This is a genomic window from Streptomyces longhuiensis, assembly GCF_020616555.1.
Lineage (GTDB): Bacteria > Actinomycetota > Actinomycetes > Streptomycetales > Streptomycetaceae > Streptomyces > Streptomyces longhuiensis.
Window position 1 is genome coordinate 5,740,198 of sequence record NZ_CP085173.1, and the last position, 14,857, is coordinate 5,755,054.

The 14,857-nt window shown below is 70.7% G+C and carries 15 protein-coding genes; 10 read left to right on the forward strand and 5 right to left on the reverse strand.

Annotated features, from left to right (window positions below; all coding sequences use genetic code 11):
• Window positions 1–73: 73 nt before the first annotated feature.
• The 4 genes from LGI35_RS26665 to LGI35_RS26680 all read left to right on the forward strand — a co-directional run bounded on the left by LGI35_RS26665 (window position 74) and on the right by LGI35_RS26680 (window position 3,949).
• Window positions 74–430, forward strand: a complete 357-nt coding sequence (locus LGI35_RS26665; protein ID WP_100594848.1) for a YciI family protein — start codon at window positions 74–76, stop codon at window positions 428–430.
• A gap of 56 nt (window positions 431–486) precedes the next feature.
• A complete protein-coding gene (locus tag LGI35_RS26670; RefSeq protein WP_227296801.1) occupies window positions 487–1,800 on the forward strand; it encodes an RNA polymerase sigma factor in 1,314 nt (437 codons plus the stop codon).
• A 101-nt stretch (window positions 1,801–1,901) separates the two neighbouring features.
• Window positions 1,902–2,339, forward strand: a complete 438-nt coding sequence (locus tag LGI35_RS26675) for a hypothetical protein (protein WP_227296802.1) — start codon at window positions 1,902–1,904, stop codon at window positions 2,337–2,339.
• Between the two features lie 44 nt (window positions 2,340–2,383).
• On the forward strand, window positions 2,384–3,949 hold the full coding sequence (locus LGI35_RS26680; RefSeq protein ID WP_227296803.1) for a cell wall-binding repeat-containing protein: 1,566 nt from the start codon (window positions 2,384–2,386) through the stop codon (window positions 3,947–3,949).
• Here LGI35_RS26680 and LGI35_RS26685 read toward each other — a convergent pair.
• On the reverse strand, window positions 3,927–5,147 hold the full coding sequence (locus LGI35_RS26685) for a class I SAM-dependent methyltransferase (protein WP_227296804.1): 1,221 nt from the start codon (window positions 5,145–5,147) through the stop codon (window positions 3,927–3,929). The two genes, LGI35_RS26680 and LGI35_RS26685, sit on opposite strands and share 23 nt — an antisense overlap.
• An 82-nt stretch (window positions 5,148–5,229) precedes the next feature.
• Between LGI35_RS26685 and LGI35_RS26690 the strand changes: the two genes are divergently transcribed.
• The 4 genes from LGI35_RS26690 to groL all read left to right on the forward strand — a co-directional run bounded on the left by LGI35_RS26690 (window position 5,230) and on the right by groL (window position 9,448).
• Complete coding sequence (locus LGI35_RS26690) at window positions 5,230–6,177, forward strand: polysaccharide deacetylase family protein (RefSeq protein ID WP_227296805.1); 948 nt, start codon at window positions 5,230–5,232, stop codon at window positions 6,175–6,177.
• On the forward strand, window positions 6,177–7,190 hold the full coding sequence (locus LGI35_RS26695) for a polysaccharide deacetylase family protein (protein WP_227296806.1): 1,014 nt from the start codon (window positions 6,177–6,179) through the stop codon (window positions 7,188–7,190). Before LGI35_RS26690 ends, LGI35_RS26695 begins: the two co-directional genes overlap by 1 nt.
• Window positions 7,191–7,403: 213 nt before the next feature.
• Window positions 7,404–7,712, forward strand: coding sequence for a co-chaperone GroES (groES, locus tag LGI35_RS26700; RefSeq protein ID WP_073810087.1), 309 nt, complete (start codon window positions 7,404–7,406; stop codon window positions 7,710–7,712).
• Window positions 7,713–7,822: 110 nt separating this feature from the next.
• Window positions 7,823–9,448: a chaperonin GroEL gene (gene groL / locus LGI35_RS26705; RefSeq protein ID WP_227296807.1), complete on the forward strand. Its 1,626-nt coding sequence runs from the start codon at window positions 7,823–7,825 to the stop codon at window positions 9,446–9,448.
• Window positions 9,449–9,567: 119 nt separating this feature from the next.
• Here groL and LGI35_RS26710 read toward each other — a convergent pair whose 3' ends face one another.
• The 3 genes from LGI35_RS26710 to LGI35_RS26720 form a co-directional block, all read right to left on the reverse strand.
• The gene (locus LGI35_RS26710) at window positions 9,568–10,275 is read right to left on the reverse strand and encodes an ester cyclase (protein WP_227296808.1); all 708 of its coding nucleotides are present in this window, start codon (window positions 10,273–10,275) and stop codon (window positions 9,568–9,570) included.
• A gap of 186 nt (window positions 10,276–10,461) precedes the next feature.
• Window positions 10,462–11,235, reverse strand: a complete 774-nt coding sequence (locus tag LGI35_RS26715; protein ID WP_227296809.1) for an SDR family NAD(P)-dependent oxidoreductase — start codon at window positions 11,233–11,235, stop codon at window positions 10,462–10,464.
• Between the two features lie 446 nt (window positions 11,236–11,681).
• Entirely contained in the window at window positions 11,682–12,374 is a 693-nt protein-coding gene (locus LGI35_RS26720; RefSeq protein ID WP_227296810.1) for an MOSC domain-containing protein, read from the reverse strand.
• A gap of 80 nt (window positions 12,375–12,454) precedes the next feature.
• Between LGI35_RS26720 and LGI35_RS26725 the strand changes: the two genes are divergently transcribed.
• Window positions 12,455–13,351, forward strand: coding sequence for a LysR family transcriptional regulator (locus LGI35_RS26725; RefSeq protein WP_227296811.1), 897 nt, complete (start codon window positions 12,455–12,457; stop codon window positions 13,349–13,351).
• A 60-nt stretch (window positions 13,352–13,411) separates the two neighbouring features.
• Here the strand turns inward: LGI35_RS26725 and LGI35_RS26730 are convergent, their stop codons facing one another.
• Complete coding sequence (locus LGI35_RS26730; protein WP_227296812.1) at window positions 13,412–13,750, reverse strand: WhiB family transcriptional regulator; 339 nt, start codon at window positions 13,748–13,750, stop codon at window positions 13,412–13,414.
• A 381-nt stretch (window positions 13,751–14,131) separates the two neighbouring features.
• Here LGI35_RS26730 and LGI35_RS26735 point away from each other — a divergent pair, with 381 nt between their 5' ends.
• Entirely contained in the window at window positions 14,132–14,743 is a 612-nt protein-coding gene (locus LGI35_RS26735) for a response regulator transcription factor (RefSeq protein WP_003948568.1), read from the forward strand.
• Window positions 14,744–14,857: the final 114 nt, after the last annotated feature.

The following is a 14,857-nucleotide window of genomic DNA, read 5'->3' on the forward strand; positions in this document are numbered from 1 at the left end:
GATCCGGGGGGATCCCGTTCGACGCATGGACGAGAGCGGGGAGAACCCCGACCGCACCGAACGAGGAGTCACCATGCCGCGCTACATGACGCTGGTCCGCATCGACGAGAGCAAGGCCCCCGCCGAGGGCCCCAGCGAGGCCCTGATGCAGCGCATGGGCGAGCTGATCGAGGAGATGACCAAGGCCGGCGTGCTGCTGGACACCGGGGGCCTGCACCCCTCGTCCGAGGGCACCCGCGTGCACTACGAGAACGGCGAGATCACCGTCACCGACGGGCCGTTCACCGAGTCCAAGGAGGTCATCGGCGGCTACGCGATCATCCAGGCCAAGGACCGGGCCGAGATCCTGGAGTGGACCAAGCGGTTCCTGAAGGTCCACGAGGAGCACTGGACGGTCACCTCCGAGATCCGGGAGATCGCCGAGGGCTGAGCCACGCCGGACAGGCCCTTGGCCGCCCCGTGGGTGCGGGTGTCTGATGGTGGGCCGTGACAGCAGAACGTACTGCCGAAGCGGCCCACGCCATCGAGACCGTCTTCCGTCTGGAGGCGCCCCGCATCATCGCCGGTGTCACGCGCATCGTCCGGGACGTGGGCATAGCGGAGGAACTGGCGCAGGACGCGCTCGTCGCCGCCCTGGAGCAGTGGCCGGACGAGGGGATCCCCGACAACCCCGGCGCGTGGCTCATGGCCACCGCCAAGCACCGGGCGATCGACCTCGTGCGCCGCAAGGAGCGGTACGCGCGCAAGCTGGCGGAGGTCGGCCGTGACCTGGAGACCGCGCCGCCCCACCTGGACGAGCCCGCGGACCCGGACGACATCGACGACGACCTGCTCCGCCTCGTCTTCACGGCCTGTCACCCGGTGCTGTCCGCCGAGGCCCGGGTCGCGCTCACGCTGCGGCTGCTCGGCGGCCTGACCACCGCCGAGATCGCCCGCGCGGTCCTGGCCCCCGAGGCGACGGTCGCCCAGCGCATCGTGCGCGCGAAACGCACCCTCGCCACGAAGAACGTCGCCTTCGAAGTGCCCTACGGCCCCGAGCGAGCGGCCCGCCTGGGCTCGGTCCTCGAGGTCATCTACCTCATCTTCAACGAGGGGTACGCGGCCACGGCGGGCGACGACTATCTGCGCCCCGGCCTGTGCGAGGACGCCCTGCGGCTCGCCCGGCTGCTGGCCGGCCTGATGCCGAAGGAGCCCGAAGTGCACGGCCTGGTCGCCCTGTTGGAGCTCCAGGCCTCGCGCTCGGCCGCCCGTACGGGCCCGTCGGGCGAACCGGTTCTCCTCAGGGACCAGGACCGTACGCGCTGGAACCAGCTCCTGATCCGGCGCGGGTTCGCGGCGCTCGGCCGCGCGGACGCGGTGTCCACCGGCGGCGGCCCCGGCCCGTACGCCCTCCAGGCCGCCATCGCCGCCAGCCATGCGCACGCCCACACGTACGCGGAGACGAACTGGGAGGGGATCGCGACCCTGTACGGGCTGCTCGCCGCCCGGGCGCCGTCCCCCGTCGTCGAGCTGAACCGGGCGGTGGCGGTCTCCATGGCCGAGGGCCCCGCGGCCGGCCTCGCCCTGGTCGACGCCCTGGCCGGTGAACCGGCGCTGCGCGACTACCACTTGCTGCCGAGCGTGCGCGGAGACCTGCTGGAGCGGCTCGGGCGGCGCGAGGAGGCGCGGGCCGAGTTCGAGCGGGCCGCTTCGCTGACCCGCAACGAACGGGAGCGGGAGCTGCTGCTGGCGCGCGCGGACAAGTGCCGTGAGGAGCGGGGAAATCCCTATTCCCATGGGTCTCACCAGCCACTACAGTGACGCGGCTGCCGTGAGACACGGCCGCGTCGGCGGGGGGAGACCCCGACGCGGTGGCGTGAGCGGGCGGCACTCCGACATTTCTGATCCGTGGGGGGTCACTCTTGAAGTTCTTCACGCGCCGCCGTGCCGCGGTGCTCGCCACCGCTGTCGCGCTTGCCGCGGGCAGTCTGGCGACCGCGCCCGCCGCCTCGGCGGACGCCGGCCCCTGGCCCGGTACCGAGGGCAAGATCCTCTTCGACGGCCCGCAGTTGTACGACCCGGCCACGGGCGCCGTCACGCAGGTGCCCAACACGTACGACGGGGACTGGTCCGCCTGGGCCCCGGACGGCAGCCGTCTGGTCAGTGCCTGGCAGGACGTCCAGAGCATCCGCCCGAGCGGCGCCTCCAAGGTCACCCTCCCGGACGGGGGGGATTCCACGCCAGCTACATCCCCAGTGACCTCACCTACGGGTGGGGCGGCCGGTACATCTTCTTCACGTCGAACGGCCAGCTCGGCTACGGCCCCTCCGACGGCTCGTGGGCTCCGCGCCCGCTCCTGACGAGCGCTCAGGAGCCGACCACCGTCTGCGACAACGACCCGACCGTGAGCACGTCCGGTGTGATCGCGTTCGAGCGGCGCGTCAACTACGGCTGCTACGACAACCAGGGCATCTGGACCTACGACCCGGAGACCGGGGCGCTGAAGCAGATCCTCACCGAGGGCGAGCAGCCCGCCTTCTCGCCTGACGGCACCCGGCTGGCCTTCGTCCGGTACCCCGACGGCGGCCCGTCGCAGATCTTCACGGCGAACGCCGACGGCACGGACGTCAAGCAGATCACCACCGGCCCGCGCGGCTACGCCAACCCGTCCTGGTCACCCACCGGCGAGCGCATCATCTTCGACGCGCACACCTCGGGCGACAGCTCCGACGTGCACACCACGGAGTACGTGGACCTGGCCACCGGCGCCCTCACCGCGCTGGCGAGCCACCAGGAAGGCAACTTCGGCAACAACCCCAGCTGGCAGCCGCTGCGCAAGAACACCACGGGCCGTGTCTGGGGTGCGGACACCTACGGCACCAACATCGCCTCCTCGCGCTGGACGTGGAACACGGTCGGGCAGAGCGAGCCGGGCCTGATGGACGCCAAGGCGGCGGTGCTGATCAACCGCGACAGCCCCTCGTACTCGCTCACGGCGCCCGCCCTCGCGGGCAAGAAGCACGGGCCGGTCCTGATGACGCCGTCGGGCGGCCTGTCGTCCGCGGTGAAGGCGGAGCTCAAGCGGACGCTGAAGCCGGGGGCGTACGTCTATCTCGTCGGCGGCACGTCCATGCTCAGCAGCACCGTGTCCTCGCAGGTGACCGCGCTCGGCTTCACGCCGAAGCGGCTGGCGGGCACCTCCCGCTACTCGACCTCGGTCGCCGTGGCCAAGTCGATCACCAGCGCGCCGAAGTACGTGTTCCTGGCGACGGGGACCGACTACCACTCGGCGCTGGCGGCGTCGGTCGCGGCCGGCGCGGACGGGACGAGCAGCGCGGGCGGCGTCGTGCTCAACGACGGCAACACGCTGACCTCGTCGGTGAAGTCGTACCTCAACAGCCTCGACCCCGACGACACCTTGATCATCCCGGTGGGGACGTCCGCGAAATACGCGCTGACGCACACGAAGTTCTCCAGCTGGCCCTCGACGTACACCTACTACCCCGTCACGGGGACCGGGCACGAGGGCACCGCGGCCGCCCTTGCCAAGCTTTGGTGGAGTGCGCCGAGCCAGGCGGGGCTCGCCTCGGTCGACTCATGGCGCGGCGGTGTGTCCGCGGGCTCCGCGATGAACGTGTTCGGTCCCGTGCTCTGGACCACGCCCGGCTCCCTGTCGAGCGCGACGAGCGGCTATCTGATGCGGGAATCCGCGAGCGTCCAGTTCGCGGTCGGCTTCGGTGGCAGCAGTTCCGTGGCGGCCGGCACGCTGGACGCCTCAGGAGCCGCGATCAGCGCGGGCAGCGGCCAGTACGTCTATCACCCGTACTACAACGGGGTGGAGCCGCAGAGCACGCGGCAGAGCACCTTCCTGGCCCGCACGAACGGCGGTGACGCCACCTCGGTGGAGCGGACCGGCCCGATCGGTGCCGAGCCGAACCTGGAGCCGCTCAGGACCCGGCACCACCAGTAGCCGGCTGCGCGGGCGCCCCCAGCAGCATCGTCGGGGCGCCCGCGACGCGGGTCAGGAAGACCGTCACCGCGTTCGGGCCGTGCCGCTTCGGCAGCGCCTTGCGGCGCAGCTCCTCCGGCTCCACCGCCGACCCCCGCTTCTTCACCGTCAGGATCCCGACCTCGCGCTCCCGCAGCAGCGCCTTCAACTTCTTCACGTTGAAGGGGAGCCGGTCCGTGATCTCGTACGCGGTGGCGTACGGCGTCGCCCGCAGTGTGTCGGACGTGACGTAGGCGATCGTCTCGTCGATCAGCCCGCCCGCCACCTCCTCGGCCACGTCCGCGACCAGGTGGGCGCGGATGACGGCGCCGTCGGGCTCGTACAAGTACCGTCCCACGGGCCGCACTTCGGGGTCGGGGAGGCCGCGGCCGGTGAGCGCGCGCGGCCCGGGGAGCAGCGTCGCCCGCATGCGGCCCGGCTCGGTGCCGAACCAGAGCACGGCCTCCTTCACGTCCCCGCCGTCCGAGATCCACTCGGCGTCGGCCGCGTCGGGGATCGCCTCGTGGGGGATGCCGGGCGCGATCTTCAGCGCCGCGTGCCGGGCCCCGAGCGCCGCGCCGACCGCCCAGGACAGGGGCGGGGAGTACGCCTCCGGGTCGAAGATCCGGCCACCCCCCTTGCCGCCGCCCCGGCGCGCGGGGTCGACGAACACCGCGTCGTACGACTGCGTGTCGACCTCGGTGACATCGGCCTCGCGGACCTCGATCAGCCCGTCGAGGCCCAGGGCCTGAGCGTTCGCGCGGGCGACCTCGCAGGTCAGGGGGTCGCGGTCGACGGCGAGTACGGAGATCCCGGCGCGGGCCAGCGCGATCGCGTCGCCGCCGATGCCGCAGCACAGATCGGCGACGGAGCGCACCCCGAGCGCCTTGAACTCCTGCGCGCGATGGGTGGCGACGCTCGTGCGGGTCGCCTGCTCGACGCCGTTCGCCGTGAAGTACATGCGGCGCGCGTCAGCCTCGCCGAACTTCGCCGCGGCGCGCTGCCGCAGCCGGGCCTGCGCGATGGCGGCCGAGACGAGGTCCGCCGGGTGGTCGCGGCGCAGCCGGGTGGCGACGGCGAGCTCCTCGCCGGGGGTGATGTCCCGTACGTCGTCGAGGAGCGCCTGGCCCTCCGCGGAGAGCAGCGAGCTGAAGGAGGCGAGGTCGTTCACCAGGCCCATTGTGGGCCAGTCGGTGGACGGTGCGCGCCCGGCCGCGGTGTCGGGCCTTGATCAGCGCTGTGAGCTGCGAGGATCCGGCGCCATGCGACTTGTACGACAAAACGACAAAAGAGCCGTTAAAGGGAGGCCGGGTCGGGGGACCCGACACGCCCGTACGCGGGCCGGTCTTGCCGTTCTCGCCGCCTGTGTGGTCGCCTCCGCGTGCGCCGCGCCCGACGGCAGGAAGGCCGTCGAGCCGGCGCCCGGCCAGCAGCCACTCCAAGCGCCGCCCGCCGGCAAACCCGACTCCCGCGAGGGCAAGGCGCGTGCCGCCCAGGCCGCCAGGGTCGCGATGGCCAAGAAGTGGGGCCTGTCGGAGCCGCCGCTCCTCGCGCCGCCCGCGCCCGCCGAGAAGCCCGTGATCAGGGCCCGCAAGGGCTTCGAGGTCGACGGCCAGGAGGACCTGCCGCCCGTCTTCACGACCGTGCCGACCAAGGACAAGGTCGTCTTCCTCACCATCGACGACGGCTCCGAGAAGGACCCGGCGTTCGTGAAGATGATGAGCGACCTGAAGGTCCCGTACACCGCCTTCCTCAGCAACTACCTGGTGAAGGACGACTACGGCTACTTCGGGAAGATGCAGTCCCGCGGCGTCTCGCTGAACAACCACACGCTGACGCACCCGTATCTGCCCGGCCTGTCCTACGAGGGGCAGCTGCGCGAGATCTGCGGCATGCAGAACATCATGGAGCAGCAGTACGGCAAGCGGCCCGTCCTCTTCCGCCCGCCGTACGGCAACTACAACCGGGACACGCTGCGCGCCGCCAAGTCCTGCGGCATCAAGTACGCGCCGATCTGGAACGAAGAGGTGTACGTCGACCACGTCGAGTGGCGCGAGGGGGACCAGGACCTGCACCCCGGCGACATCATCCTGACCCACTTCCGGGGCCGCGAGGAGTGGAAGGGCACCATGCCCGACATGGTCCGCCTGCTCATGAAGTACGTGACCGACAAGGGTTACGCGGTGGCCAGGCTGGAGGACTACCTGTGATGCCCGTGCGGGCACGACGGGCCCCCGCGCGCACCGGGCCCCGGCGGCTCCTCGCCGCCGCCCTGGCCGCCGGTGTTCTCGTACCCGCGCTGCTCACCGGGTGCGCCCAGTCCGTGGACCCGATCGAGCGGCTCAGCAGGAAGGCCGCCGAGAAGGTCCGCCACTCGCACGACGCGGCACCGACGGCCACACCGGCCTTCGGTCCGGGGGGCGGGGCGTGGGGTGCGCGCGGGGCCGGGAAGGCGAGGGAGGATGCGGGGCCGGTGCGCGTCGCGCCTCTTCACGCCCCCGGGCGGCACGGCTCAACTTCGCGTGCCGGCCGCGCCCCTGAGGCCTACCGTCGCTGGGGACTCTCCGCGCCGCTCGCCCCGGCGCCGAGACCCCCGGCGCGCCACGCGGCCGGGGGAGGACCGGGACCGCACGCGCTCCCGCCCGTCGTGGACCACGTCCGCACCAAGGACCGCGTCGTCTTCCTGACCTTCGACGACGGCGTGGACCGCGACCCTCGCTTCGCCGACATGGTCCGCGACCTGCGGCTGCCCGTCAGCGTCTTCCTCACGGACCGCGTCGCGGGCCCCGGCCACGACCACTTCGGCAGGCTGCGGGCCACCGGCGCGGGCGTGCAGAACCAGACCCTGAACCACCACTTCCTGCCCTCGCTCCCGTACGCCGAGCAGCACTCCGAGATCTGTGGCCAGCAGGACCGGCTGAAGAACCGCTTCGGCACCCGCCCCCGCCTCCTCCGCCCGCCCTTCGGCGAGTACGACCAGAACACCCTGCGCGCCGCCGCCACCTGCGGGGTCGACGTCGTGGTCCTGTGGCGCGCCTCGGTGGCGAGCGGCGACCTGCGTGACGTGGACGGGGGCCGGCTGCGTCCCGGCGACATCGTCCGGGCCCAGTTCCGTGACGGCGACGACCCGCACGGGGCGACGCTCACCGGGACGACGGCGCGGCTGCTGCGCCGTATCCAGGCCCAGGGGTTCACGGTGGGGAGGCTCGAGGACTACCTGTGACGGACGGGCCGAAGGGGCCGTGCGGAAGACTCGCCATCAGTGAATTGGCACTCCGCTTGACCGAGTGCTAATCGCAGTCATAGTCTCGGCCCTGGCACTCCCCACTGGAGAGTGCCAATAGCGACGGGCAGGTCCGGCACCCGCGACGACGGATCCACCTGGTCGCCACCTCAGACAGTTAACCCCGTGATCTCCGAAGGGGGAGGTCGGATCGTGACGACCACCAGCTCCAAGGTTGCCATCAAGCCGCTCGAGGACCGCATTGTGGTCCAGCCGCTCGACGCCGAGCAGACCACCGCCTCTGGCCTGGTCATCCCGGACACCGCGAAGGAGAAGCCCCAGGAGGGCGTCGTCCTCGCCGTGGGCCCGGGTCGCTTCGAGAACGGCGAGCGCCTGCCGCTCGACGTGCAGACCGGCGACATCGTGCTGTACAGCAAGTACGGCGGCACCGAGGTGAAGTACAACGGCGAGGAGTACCTCGTCCTCTCGGCTCGCGACGTGCTCGCGATCGTCGAGAAGTAATTCACCCACTGTTTTAGTTCTGCGCCCCTGGCACCCCGCTACTCAGCTGCGACTTCTCTCAGCATGCCGGGCGTCGGGGGCGCAGTTCGTTCGAGAGGACTAACAGCTCCATGGCGAAGATCCTGAAGTTCGACGAGGACGCCCGTCGCGCCCTCGAGCGCGGCGTCAACAAGCTTGCCGACACGGTCAAGGTGACGATCGGCCCCAAGGGCCGCAACGTCGTCATCGACAAGAAGTTCGGCGCTCCCACCATCACCAACGACGGTGTCACGATCGCCCGCGAGGTCGAGATCGACGACCCGTACGAGAACCTCGGCGCCCAGCTGGTGAAGGAGGTGGCGACCAAGACCAACGACATCGCGGGTGACGGCACCACCACCGCCACCGTGCTCGCCCAGGCCCTGGTCAAGGAAGGCCTGCGCAACGTCGCCGCCGGCGCCTCCCCGGCCGCCCTGAAGAAGGGCATCGACGCCGCGGTCAAGGCCGTGTCCGAGGAGCTCCTCGCGACCGCCCGCCCGATCGAGGACAAGGCCGACATCGCCGCAGTCGCCGGTCTGTCCGCCCAGGACTCGCAGGTCGGCGAGCTCATCGCCGAGGCGATGGACAAGGTCGGCAAGGACGGTGTCATCACCGTCGAGGAGTCCAACACCTTCGGTCTGGAGCTGGACTTCACCGAGGGCATGGCGTTCGACAAGGGCTACCTGTCTCCGTACTTCGTGACGGACCAGGAGCGCATGGAGGCCGTGCTCGAGGACCCGTACATCCTGATCAACCAGGGCAAGATCTCCTCCATCCAGGACATGCTGCCGCTGCTCGAGAAGGTCATCCAGGCCGGTGGCTCCAAGCCGCTCCTGATCATCGCCGAGGACGTCGAGGGCGAGGCCCTGTCGACCCTGGTCGTGAACAAGATCCGCGGCACGTTCAACGCCGTCGCCGTCAAGGCGCCCGGCTTCGGTGACCGCCGCAAGGCGATGCTCGGCGACATGGCCACCCTCACCGGTGCCACCGTCATCGCCGAGGAGGTCGGCCTCAAGCTCGACCAGGCCGGTCTGGACGTGCTCGGCACCGCCCGCCGCGTGACCATCACCAAGGACGACACCACGATCGTCGACGGTGGCGGCAACAAGGCCGACGTCGAGGGCCGCGTCAACCAGATCAAGGCCGAGATCGAGAACACGGACTCCGACTGGGACCGCGAGAAGCTCCAGGAGCGCCTCGCGAAGCTCGCCGGCGGCGTGTGCGTGATCAAGGTCGGCGCCGCCACCGAGGTGGAGCTCAAGGAGAAGAAGCACCGTCTGGAGGACGCCATCTCCGCGACCCGCGCCGCGGTCGAGGAGGGCATCGTCTCCGGTGGTGGCTCCGCTCTGGTGCACGCCGTCAAGGTCCTCGAGGGCAACCTCGACAAGACCGGCGACGAGGCCACCGGTGTCGCGGTCGTGCGCCGCGCCGCCGTCGAGCCGCTGCGCTGGATCGCCGAGAACGCCGGCCTCGAGGGCTACGTCATCACCTCGAAGGTCGCCGAGCTCGACAAGGGCCAGGGCTTCAACGCCGCGACCGGCGAGTACGGCGACCTGGTCAAGGCCGGCGTCATCGACCCGGTCAAGGTCACCCGCTCCGCCCTGGAGAACGCCGCGTCCATCGCTTCGCTGCTGCTCACGACCGAGACCCTGGTCGTCGAGAAGCCGGCGGAGGAGGAGCCCGAGGCCGGCGGCCACGGGCACGGCCACTCCCACTAGTGCACTGAGCCACTAGTACGGCCAGTCCGACTGGCGTCTGTTCGTACGAGGCCCGGTTCCGCGTTCTTCGCGGGGCCGGGCCTCGGCGCGTGTGCGGCGCCGGGGCCGGGGCCGAGCGGTCAGGACTCGAGCTGATCGAGCGCGCCGAGCTGGGCCATCAGCCCCAGCCGGTCGTTGTGCCACCAGCCCTCGACGATCTTCCCGTCCTCCTGGAACCGGAAGATGGTCGCGCCGGTCATCGTGACCTGCTTGCCCGTCGCCGGAATCCCCATGAAGTCGCCGTTGTGGTCGCCCTTGAAGGTCCACCGCGTGCACACGCGGTCGCCTTCGGTGATCTGGTCGTCGATGGTGAAGTCGATGTCGAACCCGCGGCGGTACATCTCGATCTCGCGCCGCATCGCGTCGAGACCGATGGTGTCCGTCACGTTGCCGGGGTCGTGGTCGTGGTAGTCCTCCGCGAGCAGGTCGTTGAGCGGCGGCAGTTCACCCTCGGTGGCGACCGTCTCGAAGAACCGACGCGCGTTGCCCGCGTACAACTGCTCGTCCCGCACCACCTCGAGGTCGGTGAAGGTGGGCATCTCGTCGCAGAGGGCGACCATCTCCCGGAAGATCGTGTCGGTCTCCGGAAGGTTCGAGTTCCGCATCGCCTCCTCGTACGACGGGAACTCCACGATCTCGATGAAGTGCGACGCGTCGGACCGGTCCTTGCCGACGACGCTGTGCGTCGCGGTCCGCTTCCCCTTGGTGCGCTCCGCCCATGTGTCCATGAGCTGGTTCATCTCGTCGAATCGGCTGGTCTTGCAGTCGATCAGTTGCACGAACGTCATGACGCCACCTTCCGGCCCCCCTGCGTAAGGTCCGGACAGCTCCATCCTCCCACCGCCGTGTAACGACCCGGCGGGAACCGGAGCGGGAGCGGGGGGACCGGGCGTTGGCGGGACCGGGAGCGCGACCGGGCTTCGGCGGAGCCGAGGCTCCGCCGGACCCGGACCCGGCCCCGCACTCGCCGCGCCTTACTGAGGCCCGTACTTGCGCCCCGTCTTCGCCGTGACACCGCCGAGCAGCCCGCGAGGCGCCAGCTTCACGACACCCATCAGCGTCTTGTACCGCGGATCCGGGATCGACAGCGACTTGCCGCGCGCCAGATCGGCGAGCCCCGCCGCGACCAGCTTGTCGGCGTCGAGCCACATCCACTTGGGGATGTTGTCGGTGCCCATGTCGGCCCGCTGGTGGAACTCCGTACGGACGAAGCCCGGGCAGAGCGCCATGAGCCGCACACCGCTGCCGGCCAGGTCCCGCGCCGCGCCCTGCGTGAACTGCACGACCCACGCCTTCGACGCGCCGTACGTCCCGCGCGGCACGAACGCCGCCACCGACGCCACGTTCACCACGCCGCCCCTGCCGCGCTCACGCATCGGTGCCACCGCTGCGGACGTGAGCCGCAGGACCGCCTCGCAGTGGACCTTCAGCATGGTCAACTCGTCGGCGAGCGGCACCTCCAGGTACTGGCCCTTGTTGCCGAAGCCCGCGTTGTTGATCAGCAGGTCCACCGGACGCTTGCCGTCGGTCAGTCGTGCCTCGACCGCGCCGATGCCCTCGTCGGTGGAGAGGTCCGCCGTGAGCACCTCGGCCTCGATGCCGTGCCGGTCGTGGAGCTCGGTGGCCTGCTCCCGCAGCCGCTTGGTGTCACGCGCCACCAGGACGAGGTCGTGGCCGTCCGCGGCGAGCCGGCGCGCGAACGCGGCACCGATCCCCGAGGTGGATCCCGTAATCAGAGCGGTAGTCATGGGGCAAGGCTAGTGACCGCCGTGGGCATGACCACGCTCGGGAGTCCCCGCGCGTTGACGTTCGTCCACGACCATGAACTGCCCCGTCACACCGCTGTCCTCGTGAGAGAGAGGACGACAGCGGACATGTACGGAGTATCGGGAAGGAGTACCCACGCAGGGCCCTTTGGCTTTCCGGTAGCTCCAACTTGCCTGTACACGAGGGCAATTCGAGTAGTCGCCGAGGCCGTCCCCGACGTGAGGGACGTGGGGCGGACGGGAAGCTCGGCCCCTGTCCCGCTTCAAGCGCGTTCTCCACGTGGCCGGTTCGGTCGTCACCGTCGCGACGCTCGCGACCAGGTGCGCAACCGGCGCGCGCCCAGTTCCCCAACCGCCGCGCGGACCAAGGCCGCCGGCGCCGCGCGCTCAAGCCCGCCACCGCCGCGCGGCCCGGGCCCGCTCCACCCCTACGCCACGCCGCCCGCCGTGTCCCCGTCTCCGTACTTCGCCACGTACGTACGAGCCGCCTCGACTGCCTCGGGGTCGAGTGCGTCCGCCGCGACGAGCAGCCGCGGGAGCAGGTCCCGGTCGGTCGTGACGGCCCGGAACTGGAAGGCGACGGTCACCTCGTGGTCGGGCCGGTGGACGATCTCTATCGTGTCGCCCGCCCGGATCGCGCCCGGCTCGATCACCCGCAGATACGCGCCGGGCGCGGCCCGCGCGGTGAAGCGCTTGACCCACCCCTTCTCGCCGAGGTGGCCCTGGAACGTGCGGCAGGGGATCCGGCCCGAGGCCACCTCGAGGATCAGGTCGGGGCCGACGCGCCAGCGCTCGCCGATCTTCGCGCCCGTCACGTCGACACCCTCGGTGGTGAGGTTCTCGCCGAACGAGCCGTTGCGCAGATCGTGGCCGAGCGTGCCCTCCCACTCGTCGAGGTCCTCGCGGGCGAAGGCGTAGACCGCCTGGTCGTCGCCGCCGTGATGGCGCTTGTCGCACACGGCGTCCCCTTCGACGCCGCCGGCGCCGACCCCCTTGGGCCCGGGCGCCGCCACCCGGACGGGGCCCGGGACCGGTCGCTTGTCGATACCGGTCACGCCCTCGGCCTGGTCGGTGTGCTCACTGGCCTCGGGGCGACCCACGTTCAGAGACAGAAGCTTCATGACGGCACGCTAAGCGACGCGACGCCAAAGCGTCGACGCATTATTTCCCGTTGCATCCAAGGCTCCCTTATGCTTAAGGAATGATCGAGGCCCGTCATCTCCGTGTCCTGCGCGCCGTGGCCGCCACCGGCTCCTTCTCGGCGGCCGCCCGCGAACTCGGCTGCACCCAGCCGGCGGTCAGCCAGCAGATGAAGGCCCTCGAATCCTCCGCGGGCACCCCGCTCCTCATCCGTACGGGTCGCGAGATGCGACTCACTCAGGCGGGTGAAGCTCTGGTGCGACACGCGGCGGGAATCCTGGCCGGGCTGACCGCGGCGGAGGAAGAGGTCGCCGCCATCGCGGGCCTGCGCGCGGGTCGTGTCCGGCTCGTCTCGTTCCCCAGCGGCAGCTCCACGCTCGTCCCCACGGCGCTGGCCGCCCTGCGCGCCGCGCACCCCGGCACCCGCGTCTCCCTGGTGGAGGCGGAGCCGCCGCGCTCGGTCGGGATGCTGCGTGAGGGTGACTGCGATGTGGCCCTGGCCTTCCGTTACGAAGGGGCGCAGGCCGCGGAGGACTGGGACGACCTCGTCGTACGTCCGCTGCTGGCCGACCGGCTCGTCGGACTCGTCCCTGAGGGGCACCGGCTGGCCAAGTCGGACGCGGTCTCCATCGGTGAGCTGGCCGACGAACCCTGGATCGCGGGCTGCCCGCGCTGTCGCCGGCAGTTGGTGGAGGTCTGCGAGGGCGCGGGATTCACTCCGCGCATCGACTTCGCGACCGACGACTATCCGGCGGTGATCGGCCTGGTCGGCGCCGGCCTCGGTGTGGCGGTCCTGCCGGAACTCGCGATCGAATCCGTACGCCCCAAGGGTGCACGGACAGTGACGGTGGAGCCGGCTGTGCAGCGCGAGATCGTCGCCCTCACACTGCCCGACCTGGCCCAGGTGCCGGCCGTGGCAGCCATGCTCGACCACCTGGCGCGGGCCGCGGCCCGCTGATCGGGCCCTTACAGGCCCACGGGCACGTCAAGGGCGTGCCTGCCTTGGAAAAACGTTCCTTCAGCCGTTCACCCCGGGTGGGGCGCCGCCCGCCGGCGCCGGTGCGGCGGCGACGAGTCTGTTGCGGGCGCGGCCCATGAGCTCCTCGCGCTCGTCCTCGGTCAGGCCGCCCCACACGCCGTACGGCTCGCGTACCTGGAGCGCATGAGCAGCGCACTCCGCGCGCACCGGACACCTCATGCAGACCTCTTTGGCCGAGTTCTCACGGGCGCTGCGCGCCGCTCCCCGCTCTCCCTCCGGATGGAAGAAGAGCGAGCTGTCCACCCCACGGCAGGCCGCGAGGAGCTGCCAGTCCCACAGATCTGCGTTCGGTCCGGGAAGGCGGGAGAAATCTGCCATTGCTGTGTCCCCTTGTAGCCGTTCTGACGCGGGAAGGTGCCCAAGAACCGTACATCTACTGTCTAAGGAGATGAAAATATGACTCATTGCGAATCTAGCCTCAGACACCACTGAAAGTGAAGAAAAAGGGCTAAATGGGGCACGGCTTGTGGTGAAACCTTGTGGGTCGCTTGCGCCGTCTGCTCTGTGTCCGGTCCCTCACGTAGAGTGCCGAAGCAGACCGTCGAACCCGTAACTCTTTCGGGTGACCGTCGTTGAGAGTGCGGAGGCGGTTGAAAGAACAAGCGCTCGGGCATCTGTCCGAGAGCGTCGACCGCACAGGTGACGATTCGTACCAGCCTGGAGGCCCAAGGTGACGCGCATCAGCTGCGGAGGACGGTCATGACATCCGTCCTCGTCTGCGACGACTCCCCGCTTGCCCGAGAAGCGCTCCGCCGCGCGGTCGCGACCGTCCCCGGCGTAGAGCGCGTGACGACCGCGGCCAACGGCGAGGAAGTCCTGCGCCGCTGGGGCGCCGACCGCTCGGACCTGATTCTGATGGACGTACGCATGCCCGGTCTGGGCGGCGTCGAGACGGTCCGGCGACTGCTGTCCGCCGATCCCGGTGCGCGCATCATCATGCTCACCGTGGCCGAGGACCTGGACGGTGTCGCGCTCGCCGTCGCCGCCGGTGCCCGCGGCTATCTGCACAAGGACGCCTCGCGTGCCGAACTGCGTGCCACGGTGACGCAGGCGCTCGCCGACCCGACCTGGCGGCTCGCGCCGCGCAGACTGCGGTCGGCCGAGATGGGTGCGGCGCCGACGCTCACGGCGCGTGAGATCCAGGTGCTCGAGGGCATGAGCCACGGCCGGTCCAACGCGGAGATCGGGCGCGAGCTCTTCCTCTCCGAGGACACGGTCAAGACGCACGCACGCCGCCTCTTCAAGAAGCTCGGCGCCTCGGACCGCGCGCACGCCGTGGCGCTCGGCTTCCGCTGGGGCCTGGTCCGCTAAGGCGCACGGTGCGCCGCCGCGGGGGCACAGCGATCCCCGTCCGCCCCAGGGCGGACGGGGCTGCGGACGGCCGCCGGTCCTCGTTTCGCCGGACATGCCGCATCCTTGAGTTGT

Excerpts from the sequence above, each read along its gene's own strand:
- LGI35_RS26730 (WP_227296812.1), bottom strand. The coding sequence starts at position 13,750 with ATGGCAGATTTCTCCCGCCTTCCCGGACCGAACGCAGATCTGTGGGAC.
- LGI35_RS26685 (WP_227296804.1), bottom strand. The coding sequence starts at position 5,147 with ATGGGCCTGGTGAACGACCTCGCCTCCTTCAGCTCGCTGCTCTCCGCG.
- LGI35_RS26720 (WP_227296810.1), bottom strand. The coding sequence starts at position 12,374 with ATGAAGCTTCTGTCTCTGAACGTGGGTCGCCCCGAGGCCAGTGAGCAC.
- LGI35_RS26710 (WP_227296808.1), bottom strand. The coding sequence starts at position 10,275 with ATGACGTTCGTGCAACTGATCGACTGCAAGACCAGCCGATTCGACGAG.
- LGI35_RS26735 (WP_003948568.1), top strand. The coding sequence starts at position 14,132 with ATGACATCCGTCCTCGTCTGCGACGACTCCCCGCTTGCCCGAGAAGCG.
- LGI35_RS26665 (WP_100594848.1), top strand. The coding sequence starts at position 74 with ATGCCGCGCTACATGACGCTGGTCCGCATCGACGAGAGCAAGGCCCCC.
- LGI35_RS26695 (WP_227296806.1), top strand. The coding sequence starts at position 6,177 with ATGCCCGTGCGGGCACGACGGGCCCCCGCGCGCACCGGGCCCCGGCGG.
- LGI35_RS26690 (WP_227296805.1), top strand. The coding sequence starts at position 5,230 with ATGCGACTTGTACGACAAAACGACAAAAGAGCCGTTAAAGGGAGGCCG.
- LGI35_RS26715 (WP_227296809.1), bottom strand. The coding sequence starts at position 11,235 with ATGACTACCGCTCTGATTACGGGATCCACCTCGGGGATCGGTGCCGCG.
- LGI35_RS26725 (WP_227296811.1), top strand. The coding sequence starts at position 12,455 with ATGATCGAGGCCCGTCATCTCCGTGTCCTGCGCGCCGTGGCCGCCACC.
- groL (WP_227296807.1), top strand. The coding sequence starts at position 7,823 with ATGGCGAAGATCCTGAAGTTCGACGAGGACGCCCGTCGCGCCCTCGAG.